Below are 17,168 nucleotides of genomic sequence, written 5' to 3'. Positions count from 1 at the left end.
GCCGCTTGATGACCAGTGAGCTGTACGTCCCCAGGGGCACCACCACCGGTGTGAACTACGTCCTGGACATCGACCCGAAACGGGCCGGCTGGACACACAGCAGCCTGCGGATCGTGGAGCTCGAGCCGGGCGGCACGCACACCTTCACCACCGGCGACAGCGAGTGGATCGTCCTGCCGTTGCGGGGCGGTTGCTCGGTGCGCGTGGAGGACGAGGAGTTCCACCTCTCGGGACGCCGGGACGTGTTCGCGTCGGTCACCGACTTCGCGTACGCGCCCCGGGACGCCCGGGTCCAGATCGCCTCCGGCGCGGGAGGCCGCTTTGCTTTGGCAGGAGCGAAGTGCGAGCGACAACTCCCCGCCCGCTACGGCCCCGCGCCGGAGGTCCCCGTCGAGGAACGCGGCAGCGGCACCTGCCTGCGCCGCGTCCGCAACTTCGCCTCCGCCGACGCCTTCGAGTGCGACAAGCTCATCGCGGTCGAGGTGATCACGCCCGGCGGCAACTGGTCCTCCTATCCGCCGCACAAGCACGACGAGCACCGGCCCGGTGAGGAGTCGGAGCTGGAGGAGATCTACTACTTCGAGATCGACGGTCCGAACGGTTTCGGCTACCAGCGCGTATTCCCCTCGCGTGAGGGCGGGTCCGACGTCCTCGCGGAGGTCCGCTCCGGCGACGCCGTCCTCGTCCCCGACGGCTGGCACGGCCCGTCGATCGCCCAGCCCGGCCACGACATGTACTACCTGAACGTCATGGCGGGGCCGGGGGAGACGAGGGAGTGGCGGATCTGCTTCCACCCGGACCACGTAACGGAGGGGTACCGATGACCGTCCGCCTGACCGTCGCGCAAGCGCTGGTCCGCTTCCTCGCCGCGCAGCACACCGAGCGCGACGGGGCGCGGCAGCGGCTCATCGGCGCCACCTGGGGCATCTTCGGCCACGGCAATGTCGCCGGACTCGGCCAGGCGCTGCTGGAGCACGCCGAGCGGATGCCGTTCCACCAGGGCCGCAACGAACAGGCCATGGTGCACGCGGCGGTCGGCTACGCCCGCCAGTCCAACCGCCTGTCCACCCACGCCGTGACGACCTCTATCGGCCCGGGCGCCACCAACCTGGTCACCGGCGCCGCCCTCGCCACCATCAACCACCTGCCGGTGCTGCTCCTGCCCGGGGACGTCTTCGCCACCCGCCCCGCCGACCCGGTCCTGCAGCAGCTCGAAGTGCCGTACGCCGGTGACGTGTCGGTCAACGACTGCCTGCGCCCGGTCTCCCGGTACTTCGACCGGATCACCCGCCCCGAGGCGCTGATCCCCTCGGCGCTGCACGCGATGCGCGTGCTCACCGACCCCGTCGAGACCGGCGCCGTCACCCTCGCCCTGCCGCAGGACGTGCAGGCCGAGGCGTACGACTGGCCCGAGGAGTTCTTCGCCGAGCGCGTCTGGACCGTACGGCGGCCCGGCCCCGACCCGACGGAGCTGATGGACGCGGTGCACACGATCCGCGCGGCGCGGCGGCCGCTGGTCGTCGCGGGCGGTGGCGTCCATCACAGCCGCGCCGAGGACGCGCTCGCCGAGTTCGCCGAGGCCACGGGCATCCCGGTCGCCTCCACCCAGGCCGGCAAGGGCGCCCTGCGCCACGACCACCCCCAGGACGTCGGCGGCATCGGCCACACCGGCACGGCCACGGCGGACGAACTGGCCCGCACCGCCGATCTGGTGATCGGCGTCGGCACCCGCTACACCGACTTCACCACCGCCTCCGGCACCCTCTTCGCCCACCCGGACGTGCGGTTCCTGAACGTCAACATCGCCTCCTTCGACGGCCACAAGCTCGCCGGGCAGCCCCTGGTCGCGGACGCCCGCAGCGGCCTGCAGGAGCTCACCGAGGCCCTGCGCCTGCACGCGTACCGGGTGCCCGGCGGTTACGTCACCGAGTACACCGAGGACAAGGAGCGCTGGGAGCAGCGCGTCGACGCCTGCTACGAGGTGGACGAGCCCGACACCCGCCCCACCCAGCCGCAGGTCCTCGGCGCCCTGGACGCCCTCGTCGACGCGTCGGACATCCTGATCAACGCGGCCGGCTCCCTCCCCGGCGACCTGCACAAGCTCTGGCGGACCCGGTCCCGCGACCAGTACCACCTGGAGTACGGCTACTCCTGCATGGGCTACGAGATCCCGGCCGCGATCGGCGTGAAGCTGGCCGCCCCGGACCGGCCCGTGTGGGCGCTGGTCGGCGACGGCACCTACCTGATGATGCCGACGGAGATCGTCACGGCCGTGCAGGAGGGCGTCGCGATCAAGGTCCTGATCATCCAGAACCACGGCTACGCCTCCATCGGCGGCCTGTCCGAGTCGGTCGGCGGCGAGCGCTTCGGCACGGCGTACCGCTACCCGGCCGAGGACGGCTCGTACACCGGCCGGCCGCTGCCCGTGGACCTCGCCGCCAACGCCGCCAGCCTGGGCATGCGCGTGCTGCGCGCCAAGACCGTGCGGGACCTGCGCGAGGCCCTCGCCGAGGCCCGGGCCGCCGACACTCCCACATGTGTCTACGTGGAGACCCAAACGGCAGACACAGTGTCGGGGGCGCCCCCCGCGCAGGCCTGGTGGGATGTACCCGTGGCCGAGACCGCGACACGGCCGTCCGCGGTCAAGGCACGCGAGCTGTACGAACGGCACGTCTCCACCCGACGCCGCCATCTGTGAAGGAGTTCCCGGCCATGACGAAGATCGTCAACCACTGGATCGGCGGCAAGACCGTCGAAGGCGCCTCGGGCACGCACGGGCCGGTGACCAACCCGGCGACCGGCGAGGTCACCACGAAGGTCGCGTTCGCCTCGGTCGACGAGGTGGACGCGGCGGTCGCCGCCGCCAAGGAGGCCTTCGCCACCTGGGGCCAGTCCTCGCTGGCCCAGCGGACCTCGATCCTCTTCAGGTTCCGGGCGCTGCTGGACGCCCACCGCGACGAGATCGCGGAGCTGATCACCGCCGAGCACGGCAAGGTCCACTCCGACGCCCTCGGCGAGGTCGCCCGCGGCCTGGAGATCGTCGACCTGGCCTGCGGCATCAGCGTGCAGCTGAAGGGCGAGCTGTCCACGCAGGTCGCGAGCCGCGTCGACGTGTCCTCGATCCGCCAGCCGCTGGGCGTCGTCGCGGGCATCACGCCGTTCAACTTCCCGGCGATGGTGCCGATGTGGATGTTCCCCCTCGCCATCGCCTGCGGCAACACGTTCGTGCTGAAGCCGTCGGAGAAGGACCCGTCGGCCTCGGTCCGCCTCGCCGAGCTGCTGGCGGAAGCGGGTCTGCCCGACGGCGTCTTCAACGTCGTCCACGGCGACAAGGTGGCCGTCGACCGCCTGCTGGAGCACCCGGACGTCAAGGCCGTCTCCTTCGTCGGCTCCACCCCGATCGCCCGCTACATCCACACCACCGCGTCCGCCAACGGCAAGCGCGTCCAGGCGCTCGGCGGCGCCAAGAACCACATGCTGGTCCTGCCGGACGCCGACCTGGACGCCGCCGCCGACGCCGCCGTGTCGGCCGCCTACGGCTCCGCCGGCGAGCGCTGCATGGCCATCTCCGCGGTCGTCGCGGTCGGCGCCATCGGCGACGAACTGGTGGAGAAGATCCGCGAGCGCGCCGAGAAGATCAAGATCGGCCCCGGCGACGACCCGGCCTCCGAGATGGGCCCGCTCATCACCAAGGTCCACCGCGACAAGGTGGCGTCCTACGTCGAGGGCGCGGCCGCCGAGGGCTGCGAGGTCGTCCTGGACGGCACCGGCTACACCGTCGACGGCTTCGAGGACGGCCACTGGATCGGCATCTCGCTGCTCGACAAGGTGCCCACGTCCGCCAAGGCCTACCAGGACGAGATCTTCGGCCCGGTCCTGTGCGTGCTGCGCGCGGAGACCTACGAGGAGGCCCTGGACCTGATCAACGCCTCGCCGTTCGGCAACGGCACCGCGATCTTCACGCGGGACGGCGGCGCGGCCCGCCGCTTCCAGCTGGAGGTCGAGGCCGGCATGGTCGGCGTGAACGTCCCGATCCCGGTCCCCGTGGGCTACCACTCCTTCGGCGGCTGGAAGGACTCGCTCTTCGGCGACCACCACATCTACGGCAACGACGGCACGCACTTCTACACCCGCGGCAAGGTCGTCACCACCCGCTGGCCCGACCCGGCCGACGCCCCGGCGGGCGTGGACCTGGGCTTCCCGCGCAATCACTGACACCTGCTCCCGGGGCCGTCCGCATCGCGGACGGCCCCACTTTTTTGCCCGGCCGCCCTGCGGTTCCCGCACCCGCCAGGCCCGTGGCGCAGAAGCCTTAATGCGACGTTAACGCGCGAATGGCCGCCCGCACGCTGCGGATTTCGTAGGTGAACAGCCATTGACGTGATGGTTTCCGTCGATGTTGCATCCCTCACGTGACCGACACCCTCACCCCTGTCGAGGCCGCCGTCGCGCAGGCGTCGGGCGGCCCCAAGAAGCTGAAGCGCTCCATCGGAGTCGTCGGCGGCACCCTCCTGACCCTCTCCTGCGTGACCCCGGCCTCCACGCTGTTCGTGGTCGTCCCGGACCTGTTCGGCTCGCTCGGCACCGCCACGGCCCTGACCATCGCCATCGGCTCCCTGCTCTGCGTCGCCGTGGCGTTCTGCTACTCGGAGCTGGGCACCCTCGTCCCCAGCGCCGGCGGCGAGTACGCCATGGTCTCGACGCTGGCCGGACGCCTCGCCGGCTGGCTGGTCTTCGTGCTGTCCCTGCTGGTCGTGATGATCGTCCCGCCGGTCATCGCGATGGGCACGGCCGACTACCTCGCCCCGCTGGTCCACCTCGACCCGTCCTGGACGGGCGCCTCGGTCATGCTCCTCGCCACCCTCGCCGGCCTGCTCGACCTGCGGGCCAACGCCTGGATCACCGGCGTCTTCCTGGTCCTGGAGGTCATCGCCGCCGCGGTCGTGGCGGTCCTGGGCTTCACGCACGCCGAGCGCGGCGCCGGCAGCCTGGTCTCGATGCGGGTGGCGGGCCCGGACGGCGGCCCCGACACGGTGACGGCCCTGCTGGTCGTCTCCGGCCTCGCGATCGCCCTGTTCGTCACACAGGGCTTCTCCACGGCGGTCTACCTCTCCGAGGAACTGGAGAACCCCCGCCGCTCGGTGGCCCGTACCGTCCTGGCCACTCTCGCCATCTCCGCCGTGATCATCCTTGTCCCGGTCGCGGCCATCACCCTGGGCGCCCCCGACCTCGCCGCCCTCACCGGCGGGGACATCTCCACCATGGTCACCGCCTGGTCCAACTCGGCCGTCGGCACGTTCGTCAGCCTCTGCGTGGCCCTCGCGATCATCAACGCGGGCATCGTCATGGTCATCCAGAACTCCCGCGTGCTGTTCGCCTCGGCCCGCGACAAGGCCTGGCCCACCCCGGTCAACTCCCTCTTCTCCCGCCTCGGCCGCTTCGGCTCCCCCTGGGTCTCCACCCTCGCCGTCGGCGTCCCCGGCGCGGCCCTGTGCTTCGTGAACCTGGACACCCTGTACGGCGTCACGGGCGTCTCGGTGACCGGCATGTACCTGCTGGTCGCGGTCGCCGCCCTGCTCTCCCGCCGCGGCAGCCACAAGCACACCCCGGCCTGGCGCATGCCCCTGTGGCCCGCGGCCCCGCTGTTGTTGATCGTGGTGCTGGTCTACATCCTGAGCCGGCAGGAGACGACGTACCTGCTCTGGACGGGCGGCATCACCGCGGCGGCGACCTTGTACTGGGCCCTTTACCTGCGCCCGCGCAAGCAGACGCGGTGGCTGGTCTCGGTACCGGAGGACGAACAGGCCTCTTAGGGGCGCGGGGAACTGCGCGACCAGCCACCGGGCACCCGCACCCGGCAACCCGCAGCCCCCCGCCGAGCCCGAAGCCGTACACCACCCGCAGTACGCCGAACACCCCGTGTACACCCCTGGAAGGCCCCGCACTTCGGTCTCCGGTCGACAACTCATCGACAGGTTCACCCCGTACCGTTGACGCATGGATCTTCGACTGCCCGGACTGAACGGGCTGCTTCGGAGGCCCCGGCGGCTCCTCGCCGCCGGGGCCGCCGTCGTCGTGCTCGCGGGCGCGGGCACATGGACGGCCGTCGCCGGCGACGAAGCGCCCCCGGTGCACCGCACGGACCGCCTCCTGGAGACCCGGGACGGCGTCCGCGTCGACACCTCCTTCTTCACCTCCGGAGGCGACGGCCGCCGTCCCGCCGTCCTGCTCGGGCACGGCTTCGGCGGCAGCAAGAAGGACGTCCGGCAGCAGGCCGAGGACCTCGCCCGGGACGGCTACGCGGTCCTGACCTGGTCCGCCCGCGGCTTCGGCAGGTCGTCCGGGAAGATCGGGCTGAACGACCCCGAGGGCGAGGTCGCCGACGTCTCGAAGCTGATCGACTGGCTCGCGGCACAGCCCCGGGTCGAGCTCGACAAGAAGGGCGACCCCCGCGTCGGCATGGCCGGAGGCTCCTACGGCGGCGCCATCGCCCTGCTCACCGCCGGCCACGACCGGCGCGTGGACGCGATAGCCCCGGCGATCACGTACTGGAACCTCGCCGACGCCCTCTTCCCGAACGGCGTGTTCAAGAAGCTGTGGGCGGGCATCTTCGTCAACTCCGGCGGCGGCTGCGAGAAGTTCGAGCCCGCGCTGTGCCGGATGTACGAGCGGGTCGCCGAGTCGGGCACGCCCGACGCCGAGGCCCGAGAGCTGCTGGAGCAGCGCTCACCGTCCGCGGTCGGCAAGGACATCAAGGTGCCGACGCTGCTGCTGCAGGGCCAGTCCGACTCGCTCTTCCCGCTCGGCCAGGCCGACCAGGCGGCGAAAACCATCCGCGCCAACGGCGCCCCCGTCGACGTCGACTGGATCGCCGGCGGCCACGACGGCGGCGACCTGGAGACCGGCCGCGTCCAAGAGCGCGTGAAGACCTGGTTCGACCGCTACCTCAAGGACGACAAGGGCGTCGACACCGGCCCCGCCTTCCGCGTCACCCGCACTCTCGGCACCGGCTCCGGCGACGGCGAACCCCGCCTGGCCGGCGTGACCTCGGACCGCTACCCGGGCCTGGAGAGCAAGCAGACCTCCCTCGCCCTGGCCGGCCGCGAGCAGAGCTTCGCCAACCCGCCCGGCGCCAGCCCGCCCGGTGTCTCCGCCCTGCCCGGCCTCGGCGGCGCGGGCGGCCTGAGCCAGCTCTCCGGCCTCGGCATCGGCGTCTCCCTGGACTTCCCCGGCCAGTTCGCCGCGTTCGAGTCGGCGCCGCGGCGCGAGGACCTCCAGATCACCGGCTCGCCCACCGTGACCGTCCACGTGAAGTCCACCAGCGACGACGCCGTGCTCTTCGCGAAGCTCTACGACGTCGGACCCGGCGGCGGCACCCGGCAGGTGCTGCCCTCCCAGCTCGTCACGCCCGTCCGCGTCGAGGGCGCCAAGGAGGGCAAGGACGTCCGCATCACCCTCCCGGCGATCGACCACGAGATCGACGACGGCCACCGCCTGCGTCTGGTCCTCGCCTCCACCGACCTCGGGTACGCCTCCCCGACCGCCTCGGCGACCTACACCGTCTCCCTCGAGGGCGACCTGAAGGTGCCCTCCGCGCTCGGCCAGCGGGACAGCCGGGGTGCGCTGCCCGCGTGGGTGTGGTGGCTGCCCCTGGCCGGCGCCGTGATCGCCCTGGCCCTGATCGTCACGGGACGCCGCCGCACGGCCGCCCCCGCCCCGCCGGACCCGGCCCTCGCCGAGGTCCCCCTCCAGATCACCGACCTGACCAAGCGCTACGCCAAGGCGTCGGACCGGTACGCGGTCAAGGACCTCTCCTTCCGCGTGGAGAAGGGCCAGGTGCTCGGCCTGCTCGGCCCCAACGGCGCCGGCAAGACGACCACCCTGCGCATGCTGATGGGCCTCATCAAGCCCGACGGCGGTGAGATCCGTGTCTTCGGCCACGCCATCGCGCCGGGCGCCCCGGTGCTCTCCCGGGTCGGCGCCTTCGTCGAGGGCGCGGGCTTCCTGCCGCACCTGTCCGGCCGGGAGAACCTGGAGCTGTACTGGCGCGCCACCGGCCGCCCCGCCGAGGACGCGCACCTGGAGGAGGCCCTGGAGATCGCGGGCCTGGGCGGCGCCCTCGCCCGCGCCGTACGCACCTACTCGCAGGGCATGCGCCAGCGCCTGGCCATCGCGCAGGCCATGCTCGGCCTGCCGGACCTGCTCATCCTCGACGAACCGACCAACGGCCTGGACCCGCCCCAGATCCGCGAGATGCGCGAGGTGATGATCCGCTACGCCGCCGCCGGCCGCACGGTCATCGTCTCCAGCCATCTCCTCGCCGAGGTGGAGCAGACCTGCACCCACCTGGTCGTGATGGACCACGGGCAGCTCGTCCAGGCGGGCCCGGTCGCCGAGATCGTCGGCTCGGGCGACACGCTCCTGGTGGGCACGGCCACGCCCGTGGACGAGCCCGTCCTGGAGAAGGTCGCCGCCCTGCCCGGCATCGCCTCGGCCGTGCGCGCCGACGAGGGCCTGCTGATCCGGCTCGACGCCGACGGCACCCCGCAGCGCCTCGTCGCCGACCTCGTACGGCTGGACGTGGCGGTGACGTCGGTCGGGCCGCACCGCCGCCTGGAGGACGCCTTCCTCAACCTGATCGGAGCCGAAGCATGAGCACGCTCGCCGAGCCGCCCGCCGAGGTCGCCGACGGCTACCGCGCGGGCCGCACCCTGCCCTTCCGCGTCGAGCTGGTCCGCCAGCTGAAGCGGCGCCGCACGATGGTCATGGGCGGCGTGCTGTTCGCCCTGCCGGTCATCCTGCTGATCGCCTTCCAGGTCGGCGGCGATCCGGGCGGCAACAACAACCGCGTCAACCTCATGGACACGGCGACCGCGTCCGGGGCGAACTTCGCCGCGGTCAACCTCTTCTCCGCCGCCGGCTTCCTGCTCGTCATCCCCGTCGCCCTGTTCTGCGGCGACACGGTCGCCTCGGAGGCCGGCTGGTCCTCCCTGCGCTACCTGCTCGCGGCCCCCGTGCCCCGGGCCCGGCTGCTGTGGTCCAAGCTCGCCGTCGGACTCACCCTGAGCTTCGCGGCGATGGTCCTGCTCCCGGTCGTCGCCCTCGCCGTCGGCACCGCCGCCTACGGCTGGGGCCCGCTGGAACTGCCCACCGGCGGCAGCCTGTCCACCGGCACGGCCGCCCAGCGCATCCTGATTGTCGTCGCGTACATCATGGTGTCCCAACTGGTCACCGCCGCCCTCGCGTTCTGGCTCTCCACCCGCACGGACGCCCCGCTCGGCGCGGTCGGCGGCGCGGTGTTCCTCACCATCATCGGCAGCGTCCTGGACGAAGTGACGGCCCTCGGCGACTGGCGCGACTTCCTGCCCGCGCACTGGCAGTACGCCTGGCTCGACGCCGTCCGGCCGCAACCGGAGTGGTCGGACATGATCCAGGGCACGTCGATCTCCGTGACGTACGCGCTGGTGCTGTTCGCCCTGGCCTTCCGGGGTTTCGCCCGCAAGGACATCGTCTCCTAGGTCACCGGAGGATCACCCACCGGTCTCGACGGGCCGTCTCCGTGGCCGCTTCGAGACGCTTCCGCAACACCCCGTGCCGCACGTTCGGGCCCCCTGCCCCGTCACAGTCGCAAGAAGCCGACGTCAACGGACGCAGGGGGTACGGACGATGGACCGTTTCCGGACACGACGACTGCTGCTCGCCCTCACGGCGGCGAGCGGGCTGCTGCTCACCGCGTGCACCGCGGGCGAAGACACCGGCGACGCCGGCAAGGCCGCCGACGGCCCCGCGTACGGCGCGGGCGAACCGGCACCCGCCCACGGCGACGAGGACGGCGCGGGCGAACGGGACGACGCCCGCGAAGACCCCGGCCACCTCTCCACGTTCGCGCTCGACGTCGACACCGCCTCCTACGACTACGCCCGCCGCGCCCTCGCCGAGGGCCGGCTGCCCGATCCGTCGACGGTCCGCCCCGAGGAGTTCGTCAACAGCTTCCGCCAGGACTACCCACGCCCCGGCGGCGACGGCTTCTCGGTGACGGTCGACGGCGCGCGCACCGACGACGAGGACTGGTCCCTGGTCCGCGTCGGACTCGCCACCCGCACCACCGGGGGATCCGGCGAACGCCCGCCCGCGGCCCTCACCTTCGTCCTCGACGTCTCCGGCTCCATGGCCGAGCCGGGCCGCCTGGACCTCGCGAAGAAGTCCCTGTCGGTGATGACGGACCGGCTGCGCGACGACGACTCGGTCGCGCTGGTCACCTTCAGCGACGAGGCCGAGACCGTGCTGCCGATGACGCGTCTGGACGGCGACCGCGACGAGATCCAGGAGCTCATCGACGGCCTTGAGGTCCAGGACTCCACCAACCTCGGCGCCGGCGTCGAGACCGGTTACGAGACGGCCGTCGAGGGCCTGCGCGAGGGCGCCACCAACCGGGTCGTGCTGGTCTCCGACGCCCTCGCCAACACCGGCGACACCGACGCCGGCACGATCCTGGAGAAGATCGCCGGCGAACGCCGCGAGCACGGCATCACCCTGTTCGGCGTCGGCGTCGGCAGCGACTACGGCGACGCCCTCATGGAGCGCCTCGCCGACCGGGGCGACGGCCACACCGTCTACGTGTCCGGCGAGGACGAGGCCCACAAGGTCTTCTGCGAGCAACTCCCGCGCCACGTCGACCTCACCGCCCGTGACGCCAAGGCCCAGGTGGCCTTCGACCCGGAGACGGTCGAGGAGTTCCGGCTGATCGGCTACGACAACCGCCGGGTCGCCGACGAGGACTTCCGCGACGACCGTGTCGACGGCGGCGAGGTCGGCCCCGGCCACACCGTCACGGCCCTGTACGCCGTACGCACCGCGCCCGGCGCCGAGGGCCACCTGGCCACCGCCACCGTCCGCTGGCTCGACCCCGCCACCCGCGCCCCGCACGAGGAGACCGGCGACCTGGAGGCCGACGCCCTCGACGACTCGGTGTGGAGCGCGGGCCGGGGCCTGAGGACGGCCGCCACGGCCGCCTACTTCGCCGACGCCCTGACCCACCACGGGCCCCCCGTACCGGGCGCCCCGCGCCTCGCCGAACTCGCCGGACACGCCGGCGACCTGGCGGACCGCACGGAGGACGAGGAGATCCACCGGCTCGCCGAGGCGATCGCCACCGCACGCCGTCTGACGTGACCCCGACCGTTGACCTATCCTTACGCGTGAGTAAGTTGACTCCGGAGTAAGTAGTTACGGCAGCACGTCAGCCTCCTCCGCGACCGGGAGCCGTCATGGGCGTACGCAAGGATCTGAAACGGGCGAAGCAGCGCACCGACCTGGCGCTCCGCACGAAGGCCGAGACCGTCAGGGACGAACGGGGCGTGGTGCGCGAGGCCCGCGTGGCGCCCCTCGCGCCGCGCCCGGCGATCGGCAGCATCGCCGACATCCCCTACACCAACGCGGCCGAGGACCCCGACGCCGTGGTGCTGCGCCGCGAACGGCACGGCACCTGGCAGCCCGTCACGGCGGCGGCCTTCGCCCGGGAGGTCACCGCCGTGGCCAAGGGCCTGATCGCGGCGGGCCTCGAACCGGGCGGCCGCGTCGCGGTGATGTCCCGCACCCGCTACGAGTGGACGGTCCTGGACTTCGCCGTCTGGTCGGCCGGCGGCGTGACCGTCCCGGTCTACGCCACCTCCTCGGCCGACCAGGTGGAGTGGATCGTCCGCGACTCGGGCGCCCGCCATGTCATCACGGAGACGGCCGAGAACGCCGACACGGTCCTGGCCGGCACGGCGGGCCACCCGCACCCCCCGCGCGTCCGGCACCTCGACGGCGGCGCGCTCGACGAACTCACCGCCCTGGGCCGGGACGTGGCCGACGAGGAGGTCACCAAGCGCCGCACCGCGCTGACCCCCGGCACGACCGCGACCCTCTGCTACACCTCCGGCACCACCGGCCGCCCCAAGGGCTGCGTCCTGACCCACGCCAACCTGCACGCCGAGGCCGCCAACACCGTCGAGCTGCTGCACCCCATGTTCAAGGAGGTCACCGGCGAGACCGCCTCGACGCTCCTCTTCCTGCCCCTCGCGCACATCCTCGGCCGCACCCTGCAGATCGCCTGCCTGATGGGCCGCATCGAGGTCGGCCACTGCCCGAGCATCAAGCCCGACGAACTCCGCCCGGCCCTGCGCGCGTTCCGCCCGACGTTCCTCGTGGGCGTCCCCTACCTCTTTGAGAAGATCCACGACACGGGCCGCGCCACCGCCGAGAAGCTGGGCCGCGGCTCCTCCTTCGACCGCGCCCACCGCATCGCCGTCCGCTTCGGCCGGGCCCACATGAACCAGTTCCTGGGCCGCGGCAAGGGCCCGGGCCCGGGCCTGCGCGCCGCCCACGCCCTGTACGACCTGCTCGTCTACCGCCGCATCCGCAAGGAACTCGGCGGCCGCCTGCGCTACGCCATCAGCGGCGGCAGCCCCCTCGACCGCGAGCTCAATCTCTTCTTCTACGCGGCCGGCATCCTGATCTACGAGGGCTACGGCCTCACCGAGACGACCGCAGCGGCCACCATCGTCCCGCCCCTGGCGCCCCGCCCCGGCACGGTCGGCCTGCCGGTCCCGGGCACCGCCGTCCGCATCGCCGACGACGGCGAGGTCCTCGTCAAGGGCGGCATCGTCTTCACCGCCTACTGGAACGCCCCGGCCGCGACCGGCGAGGTCCTGGACGACGGCTGGTTCGCCACCGGCGACCTCGGCTCCCTCGACGAGGACGGCTACCTCACCATCACCGGCCGCAAGAAGGACATCCTCGTCACCACCGGCGGCAAGAACGTCTCCCCGGCCGTCCTGGAGGACCGCCTGCGCAGCCGCCCGCCCGTCGGGCAGTGCCTCGTCGTCGGCGACAACCGCCCCTACGTCGCCGCCCTGATCACCCTCGACCCCGACGCCCTCGCCCACTGGCTCGCGGTGCGCAAACTGCCCGCCGGCACCCCACTGTCCGAGCTCGTCCACGACGAACGCCTGCGCGCCGACGTCCAGAAGGCCGTGGACCACGCCAACGAAGCGGTCTCGCGCGCCGAGTCGATCCGCGCCTTCGCCCTGATCGAAGGCGAGTTCACCGAGGAGAACGGGCTGCTGACCCCGTCCCTGAAGGTCAAGCGGCAGGCGGCGACGGCCGCGTACGCCGAGCGGATCGAGGCGCTGTACGCGACGGGGCGCTGACACACCACGAGGGAGGGCCCGCCGGCCTGCCCGGCGGACCCTCCCTCGCGCGGCGGTGTCAGTCCTCGCCGTTGTAGGACAGAACCGACACGTCCTCCAGGAAGTGCGCCAGCGCACCGTCGCGCTTGGCCTGGGTGGAGTTCTCCACACACTGCTGGTTCATGTCGTCCGACAGGATCGGGAGGTCCTGGATCGGGATGAGGTTGACGACCGGCACGTTGATGTCGTTGAGCGCGATGCACGGCTTGTTGAACGAGCCCTGGATCAACGCCATCTGCGGGCTCATGTTCCCGTAGGTGCTCGAGTTGCCGAAGCTCTGCATCGCTCCGTTGCCGTTCACGGAGTTCGGACCGCTGTCGTCGCCGATCGCCATCGCCTGAGGAGCCGCGGCAGCGGAGGCACCCACGACGGAAGCGGCGATCGCCGCGGTGGCAATAACCTTCTTGATCACTAGCCAGTCCTTTCTGAGGAAACCCCGTCCTCCGGAGCGTTCTGGTCAACTCCGCGGGCGCTGCGCAGTTTCTCTCCATCACCCTGTCAGCCCATGTCGAAACTGTTTGTGTGTTCGTCATTCCGGTGATTATCAGGCGCTTCGCCGTGCTGAGGGCCAAGCGGGTGAACACCCGCAACCAATCATCTGGTGCCGGGTTGATGAGGCCGTAGGACATGCGTCGCTACTAGGAAAGGAACGCGAAGTGCTCAAGAAGGCAATGGTCGCCGCGGCGGCCGCCGCTTCTGTCATTGGTATGTCGGTGGCGGCCGCTCCCCAGGCGCTTGCCGTCGGAGACGACTCCGGACCGTCCGTCGCCAACGGCAACGGCTCGTCGTCGTCGTTCGGCAACTCGGCGACCAAGGGCGACATGAGCCCGCAGCTCTCGCTCGTCGACGGCACGCTCAACAAGCCGTGCGCAGGGCTCGAGGACATCAACGTCGCCGTCATCAACATCGTGCCGATCCAGGACGTGCCGATCCTGTCGGACGACCTGGCTCAGCAGTGCGCCGACAACTCCACCCAGAGCAAGCGCGACGGTGCCCTGTCGCACATCCTGGAGGACCTGTCGGTCCTGTCGGCGAACGGCGACTGAGCCGCACCCTGCAGACAGCCCGGGCGGCCCGGTGGATTCACGGCGGGCCGCCCGGTTGTGTGCCGAGGGTTCCTCCGGGCATTCGGGTGAATTCCCTTGCGCCGCACGTTCCATAGTTTCTTCGAAAGTCAATTCCTCGTTCGCAGGCTGCAGATCATGGTGCGAGCCGTTACGGCTGTGCTCGCTCGGCTCCGGCCGACAAAGGGGCATGACTGCAGAGAAGGGAAAGTTCATGAAGAAGAGCGCTGCTGTCGTCGCGGGCGCGATCATGGCCCTGGGCATGGCCGGCCCGGCCATGGCGGACGCCGGCGCCCAGGGTGCCGCGGTCGGTTCCCCGGGTGTCCTCTCGGGCAACGTCGTCCAGATCCCCGTGCACATCCCGATCAACGTGTGCGGCAACACCGTGGACATCATCGCCGCGCTGAACCCCGCGTTCGGCAACGAGTGCGAGAACGACTGACGCGGTAACACAACGCGCAGCACCGGCTGCGACCTGGCCGGCCCCGGGAGAACACGTTCGTTCCGGGGCCGGCTTTCCCACTTCCACGAGCACTCCACGAGCAGGAGGCAACGAGATTGCGACAGACCCTGAGCAGGGGAATGGTCGCGGCCGCGGCCGCGACGGGCATCCTGTCCCTGTGCGGCGGCGCCGCCCTCGCCGACTCGACCGCCGAGGGAGCCGCCAAGGGCTCGCCCGGCGCCGCGTCCGGCAACGACGTCCAGGTCCCGGTCGACGTACCGGTCAACGCCTGCGGCAACACCGTCGACGTGGTCGCCGCGCTCAACCCGGCGTTCGGCAACTCCTGCGCGAACGGCCCGGACGGCCACGGCCACGGCGACCGGGAAGAACACCGGCAGGACTCCTCGGGCGCCTCGTCGTACGACGACGGTGACGACCTGCCCGGCGACGACGGCGAGGACTGGCCCGGCGACGAGGACGACTGGCTCCCCGGTGACGGCGAGGACAGGTCCCACGCCGGCGGCGAACCGTCCCGCGGCGACCGCGGGTACGGCCAGGACGACGGCGGCTACGGGCGCGACGACGACGGCGGCTACGGATACGGCGACACCCCGCCCACCGAGCCCCCGCACACACCCCCGCACACACCCCCGGCCACACCCCCGTACCACCCGCCGGCCACACCCCCGCCGGGCGGCCACCGGTCGACGCCCCCGCACACACCCCCCGAGGGCCACCACACGCCCCCCGGCGGTCAGGAGCAGCCGCCCAGTCTCCCCGAGACCGGCGCCCAGGCCCTGTTCGGTTCCGCGGCCGCCAGCGCCGCGCTGATCACGGGCGGCATCGTGCTGTACCGGCGGGGCCGGGCCGCGTCCCACCGCTGACACCACGGGTGCCGGACGCGAGCGCCCGGCACCCGTGAAGGCTGTGCGGTCAGCACTCGTCCGGGTAGAAGAACCCGAGGAGCGGGATGCCCAGCAGGAACAGGCCCAGGCTGTCGTGCCCCTTGCACTCCTTGTCCTTCGAGTAGTCCTTCGAGTAGTCCTCCTTGGAGTGGGTGACCTCCGGGAGGATGCTCGCCTCCGAGGCCGTCGCGGTGCCGCCGAGGAGCGCGACACTCAGGGCGAGGCTGGAAAGCACCGTGGCGGTGCGCTTCATGTGAGTCATGAGAACAAATTAGGCACTTCCGTATGAAAAACACGTACTTCTACCGCGCCAGGCGGGTGAACCACCCTCTTGGCTCCGGGCGCAGCCGCCCCAGGACCCGCCCGGCGGCGTGCCGGCCCCACAGGTGCCACATCGCCCGGCCGGGCGCCCGGTCGTCCGGGGCGTGCCAGGCCAGCTCCCGGCCCTCCGGCGCCGGCCACAGCGCGCTCAGCGGCGCGTAGTTCTCCACCACGAACGCCCGCCCCGGCCGCGGTGCCCCCTCCGGCAGCGGACGGTGCGTCAGATCCAGGTGCAGGGCCCGTACGACGTCCACCCCCGCCGTGTCGGTGAACAGGCGGAACTGGGCGCCCGGGCGCGGGTTGAAGTCGAGCAGGTGGTAGCGGCCCGTCGTCCCGCAGCGGCGGAAGTCCAGGTCGAAGATGCCGCGGTAGCCCAGCTCCCCGGTGATTCGCTCGGCGAGCCCCCGTACCTCCGGGTTGGCCGTCCAGCGGCCGACCGACGTCAGGCCCGCGCCGCGCGGCCGGGCGCGCTGCTTGCGGCCTGAGCCGCCGCCGCGCACCAGCCCGGAGCGGTCGGCGTACCCGTGGAAGAACCAGTCGCGGTCCGGGCCCGGCGGCAGGAACGCCTGCAGGAGCAGGCGGCTGCCCGCCTCCCCGGCCCGCGCGAACAGCTCCCGCGCCTGCTGCGCCGAGCGCACCAGCACCGTGCTGCGCAGCCCGCTGCCCGCCGGCACCAGCCAGGGCCTGCTCCACTTCGCCACCACCGGCAGCCCCAGCCGCGCCACCGCCGAGGCCGCGCGGTCCGCGCTGTCCGGCACGAGCGTCTCGGGATGCGCCACGCCCAGCGACGCGCACACCTCGGCCAGTTCCGCCTTGTCGGCGACGCGTTCGGGCAGCGCCCCGGACGGCTCCGGCAGCAGGTAGGACGGTGCCAGCTCCTCGCGCGTCCGGCCCACCGCCACGGCACCGGCGTCGTCCATCGCGATCAGCACCGCGGGGCGCGCGACGCGGGTGGCGACCCGGCGCAGCACGCGCGCGATCTCGGCCGGGGACGCCCCGGGCGCCGGTGGCGCGTGCACGCCGCGCACGAAGCAGGAACGGCCCACGGGACTTCCCGCGCAGTCGGCGACCACGTGCACCTCCACGCCCGCCCTGCCGAGTGAGCGCACGGCGCCCAGCGTTCCGTGGTGAAAGGGGTTCCGGTCGATCCGCAGCAGAACCGCGGGGACGCGAATGTCGAGCAGAGACACGGGCATTTCCTTCG

The 17,168-nt window shown here is 72.1% G+C and carries 14 protein-coding genes; 11 read left to right on the top strand and 3 right to left on the bottom strand.

Annotated elements, in window-relative coordinates; translation table 11 throughout:
* Positions 1 to 8: 8 nt before the first annotated feature.
* The 8 genes from iolB (at position 9) to ACF07N_RS13165 (ending at position 13,193) form a co-directional block, all read left to right on the top strand.
* Positions 9 to 824 (top strand): 5-deoxy-glucuronate isomerase, encoded by an 816-nt coding sequence (gene iolB / locus ACF07N_RS13200; protein WP_392111800.1) that lies wholly within the window; start codon positions 9 to 11, stop codon positions 822 to 824.
* Positions 821 to 2,698 carry a 3D-(3,5/4)-trihydroxycyclohexane-1,2-dione acylhydrolase (decyclizing) gene (gene iolD / locus ACF07N_RS13195; protein WP_392111797.1) on the top strand — a complete coding sequence of 626 codons (1,878 nt, stop codon included), beginning with the start codon at positions 821 to 823 and terminating at the stop codon, positions 2,696 to 2,698. Before iolB ends, iolD begins: the two co-directional genes overlap by 4 nt.
* 14 nt (positions 2,699 to 2,712) lie before the next feature.
* Positions 2,713 to 4,215, top strand: a complete 1,503-nt coding sequence (mmsA, locus tag ACF07N_RS13190) for a CoA-acylating methylmalonate-semialdehyde dehydrogenase (RefSeq protein WP_392111794.1) — start codon at positions 2,713 to 2,715, stop codon at positions 4,213 to 4,215.
* Between the two features lie 197 nt (positions 4,216 to 4,412).
* Positions 4,413 to 5,813, top strand: coding sequence for an APC family permease (locus ACF07N_RS13185; RefSeq protein WP_392111791.1), 1,401 nt, complete (start codon positions 4,413 to 4,415; stop codon positions 5,811 to 5,813).
* 184 nt (positions 5,814 to 5,997) lie between these two features.
* Positions 5,998 to 8,655, top strand: a complete 2,658-nt coding sequence (locus ACF07N_RS13180) for a CocE/NonD family hydrolase (protein ID WP_392111788.1) — start codon at positions 5,998 to 6,000, stop codon at positions 8,653 to 8,655.
* On the top strand, positions 8,652 to 9,518 hold the full coding sequence (locus ACF07N_RS13175) for an ABC transporter permease (RefSeq protein WP_392111787.1): 867 nt from the start codon (positions 8,652 to 8,654) through the stop codon (positions 9,516 to 9,518). Before ACF07N_RS13180 ends, ACF07N_RS13175 begins: the two co-directional genes overlap by 4 nt.
* Positions 9,519 to 9,666: 148 nt before the next feature.
* Positions 9,667 to 11,172 (top strand): von Willebrand factor type A domain-containing protein, encoded by a 1,506-nt coding sequence (locus ACF07N_RS13170; protein WP_392111784.1) that lies wholly within the window; start codon positions 9,667 to 9,669, stop codon positions 11,170 to 11,172.
* Between the two features lie 95 nt (positions 11,173 to 11,267).
* The gene (locus ACF07N_RS13165) at positions 11,268 to 13,193 is read left to right on the top strand and encodes an AMP-dependent synthetase/ligase (RefSeq protein WP_392111781.1); all 1,926 of its coding nucleotides are present in this window, start codon (positions 11,268 to 11,270) and stop codon (positions 13,191 to 13,193) included.
* Positions 13,194 to 13,251: 58 nt separating this feature from the next.
* Here ACF07N_RS13165 and ACF07N_RS13160 read toward each other — a convergent pair whose 3' ends face one another.
* Complete coding sequence (locus ACF07N_RS13160; protein ID WP_392111778.1) at positions 13,252 to 13,644, bottom strand: rodlin; 393 nt, start codon at positions 13,642 to 13,644, stop codon at positions 13,252 to 13,254.
* A 244-nt stretch (positions 13,645 to 13,888) separates the two neighbouring features.
* Here ACF07N_RS13160 and ACF07N_RS13155 point away from each other — a divergent pair, with 244 nt between their 5' ends.
* From ACF07N_RS13155 to ACF07N_RS13145, 3 genes are all read left to right on the top strand, one after another.
* Positions 13,889 to 14,278, top strand: a complete 390-nt coding sequence (locus ACF07N_RS13155; protein WP_311686509.1) for a rodlin — start codon at positions 13,889 to 13,891, stop codon at positions 14,276 to 14,278.
* 232 nt (positions 14,279 to 14,510) lie between these two features.
* Complete coding sequence (locus tag ACF07N_RS13150) at positions 14,511 to 14,738, top strand: chaplin (protein ID WP_392111774.1); 228 nt, start codon at positions 14,511 to 14,513, stop codon at positions 14,736 to 14,738.
* A 116-nt stretch (positions 14,739 to 14,854) separates the two neighbouring features.
* Entirely contained in the window at positions 14,855 to 15,622 is a 768-nt protein-coding gene (locus ACF07N_RS13145) for a chaplin (RefSeq protein WP_392111771.1), read from the top strand.
* Positions 15,623 to 15,671: 49 nt separating this feature from the next.
* Here ACF07N_RS13145 and ACF07N_RS13140 read toward each other — a convergent pair whose 3' ends face one another.
* Together ACF07N_RS13140 and ACF07N_RS13135 are read right to left on the bottom strand one after the other, a co-directional pair.
* Complete coding sequence (locus ACF07N_RS13140; protein ID WP_392111769.1) at positions 15,672 to 15,905, bottom strand: hypothetical protein; 234 nt, start codon at positions 15,903 to 15,905, stop codon at positions 15,672 to 15,674.
* Positions 15,906 to 15,945: 40 nt separating this feature from the next.
* On the bottom strand, positions 15,946 to 17,154 hold the full coding sequence (locus tag ACF07N_RS13135) for an ATP-grasp domain-containing protein (protein WP_392111766.1): 1,209 nt from the start codon (positions 17,152 to 17,154) through the stop codon (positions 15,946 to 15,948).
* Positions 17,155 to 17,168 lie beyond the last annotated feature (14 nt).

Source organism: Streptomyces sp. NPDC015242 (genome assembly GCF_043079125.1).
Taxonomy (GTDB): domain Bacteria; phylum Actinomycetota; class Actinomycetes; order Streptomycetales; family Streptomycetaceae; genus Streptomyces.
The sequence above is the reverse complement of the archived record's forward strand: the minus strand, read 5'-3'. Positions and strand labels throughout refer to the sequence as shown.

Coding starts and splice junctions, on each gene's coding strand:
- ACF07N_RS13180 (WP_392111788.1), top strand. CDS start 5,998: ATGGATCTTCGACTGCCCGGACTGAACGGGCTGCTTCGGAGGCCCCGG.
- iolD (WP_392111797.1), top strand. CDS start 821: ATGACCGTCCGCCTGACCGTCGCGCAAGCGCTGGTCCGCTTCCTCGCC.
- ACF07N_RS13170 (WP_392111784.1), top strand. CDS start 9,667: ATGGACCGTTTCCGGACACGACGACTGCTGCTCGCCCTCACGGCGGCG.
- iolB (WP_392111800.1), top strand. CDS start 9: ATGACCAGTGAGCTGTACGTCCCCAGGGGCACCACCACCGGTGTGAAC.
- ACF07N_RS13140 (WP_392111769.1), bottom strand. CDS start 15,905: ATGACTCACATGAAGCGCACCGCCACGGTGCTTTCCAGCCTCGCCCTG.
- ACF07N_RS13150 (WP_392111774.1), top strand. CDS start 14,511: ATGAAGAAGAGCGCTGCTGTCGTCGCGGGCGCGATCATGGCCCTGGGC.
- ACF07N_RS13175 (WP_392111787.1), top strand. CDS start 8,652: ATGAGCACGCTCGCCGAGCCGCCCGCCGAGGTCGCCGACGGCTACCGC.
- ACF07N_RS13165 (WP_392111781.1), top strand. CDS start 11,268: ATGGGCGTACGCAAGGATCTGAAACGGGCGAAGCAGCGCACCGACCTG.
- mmsA (WP_392111794.1), top strand. CDS start 2,713: ATGACGAAGATCGTCAACCACTGGATCGGCGGCAAGACCGTCGAAGGC.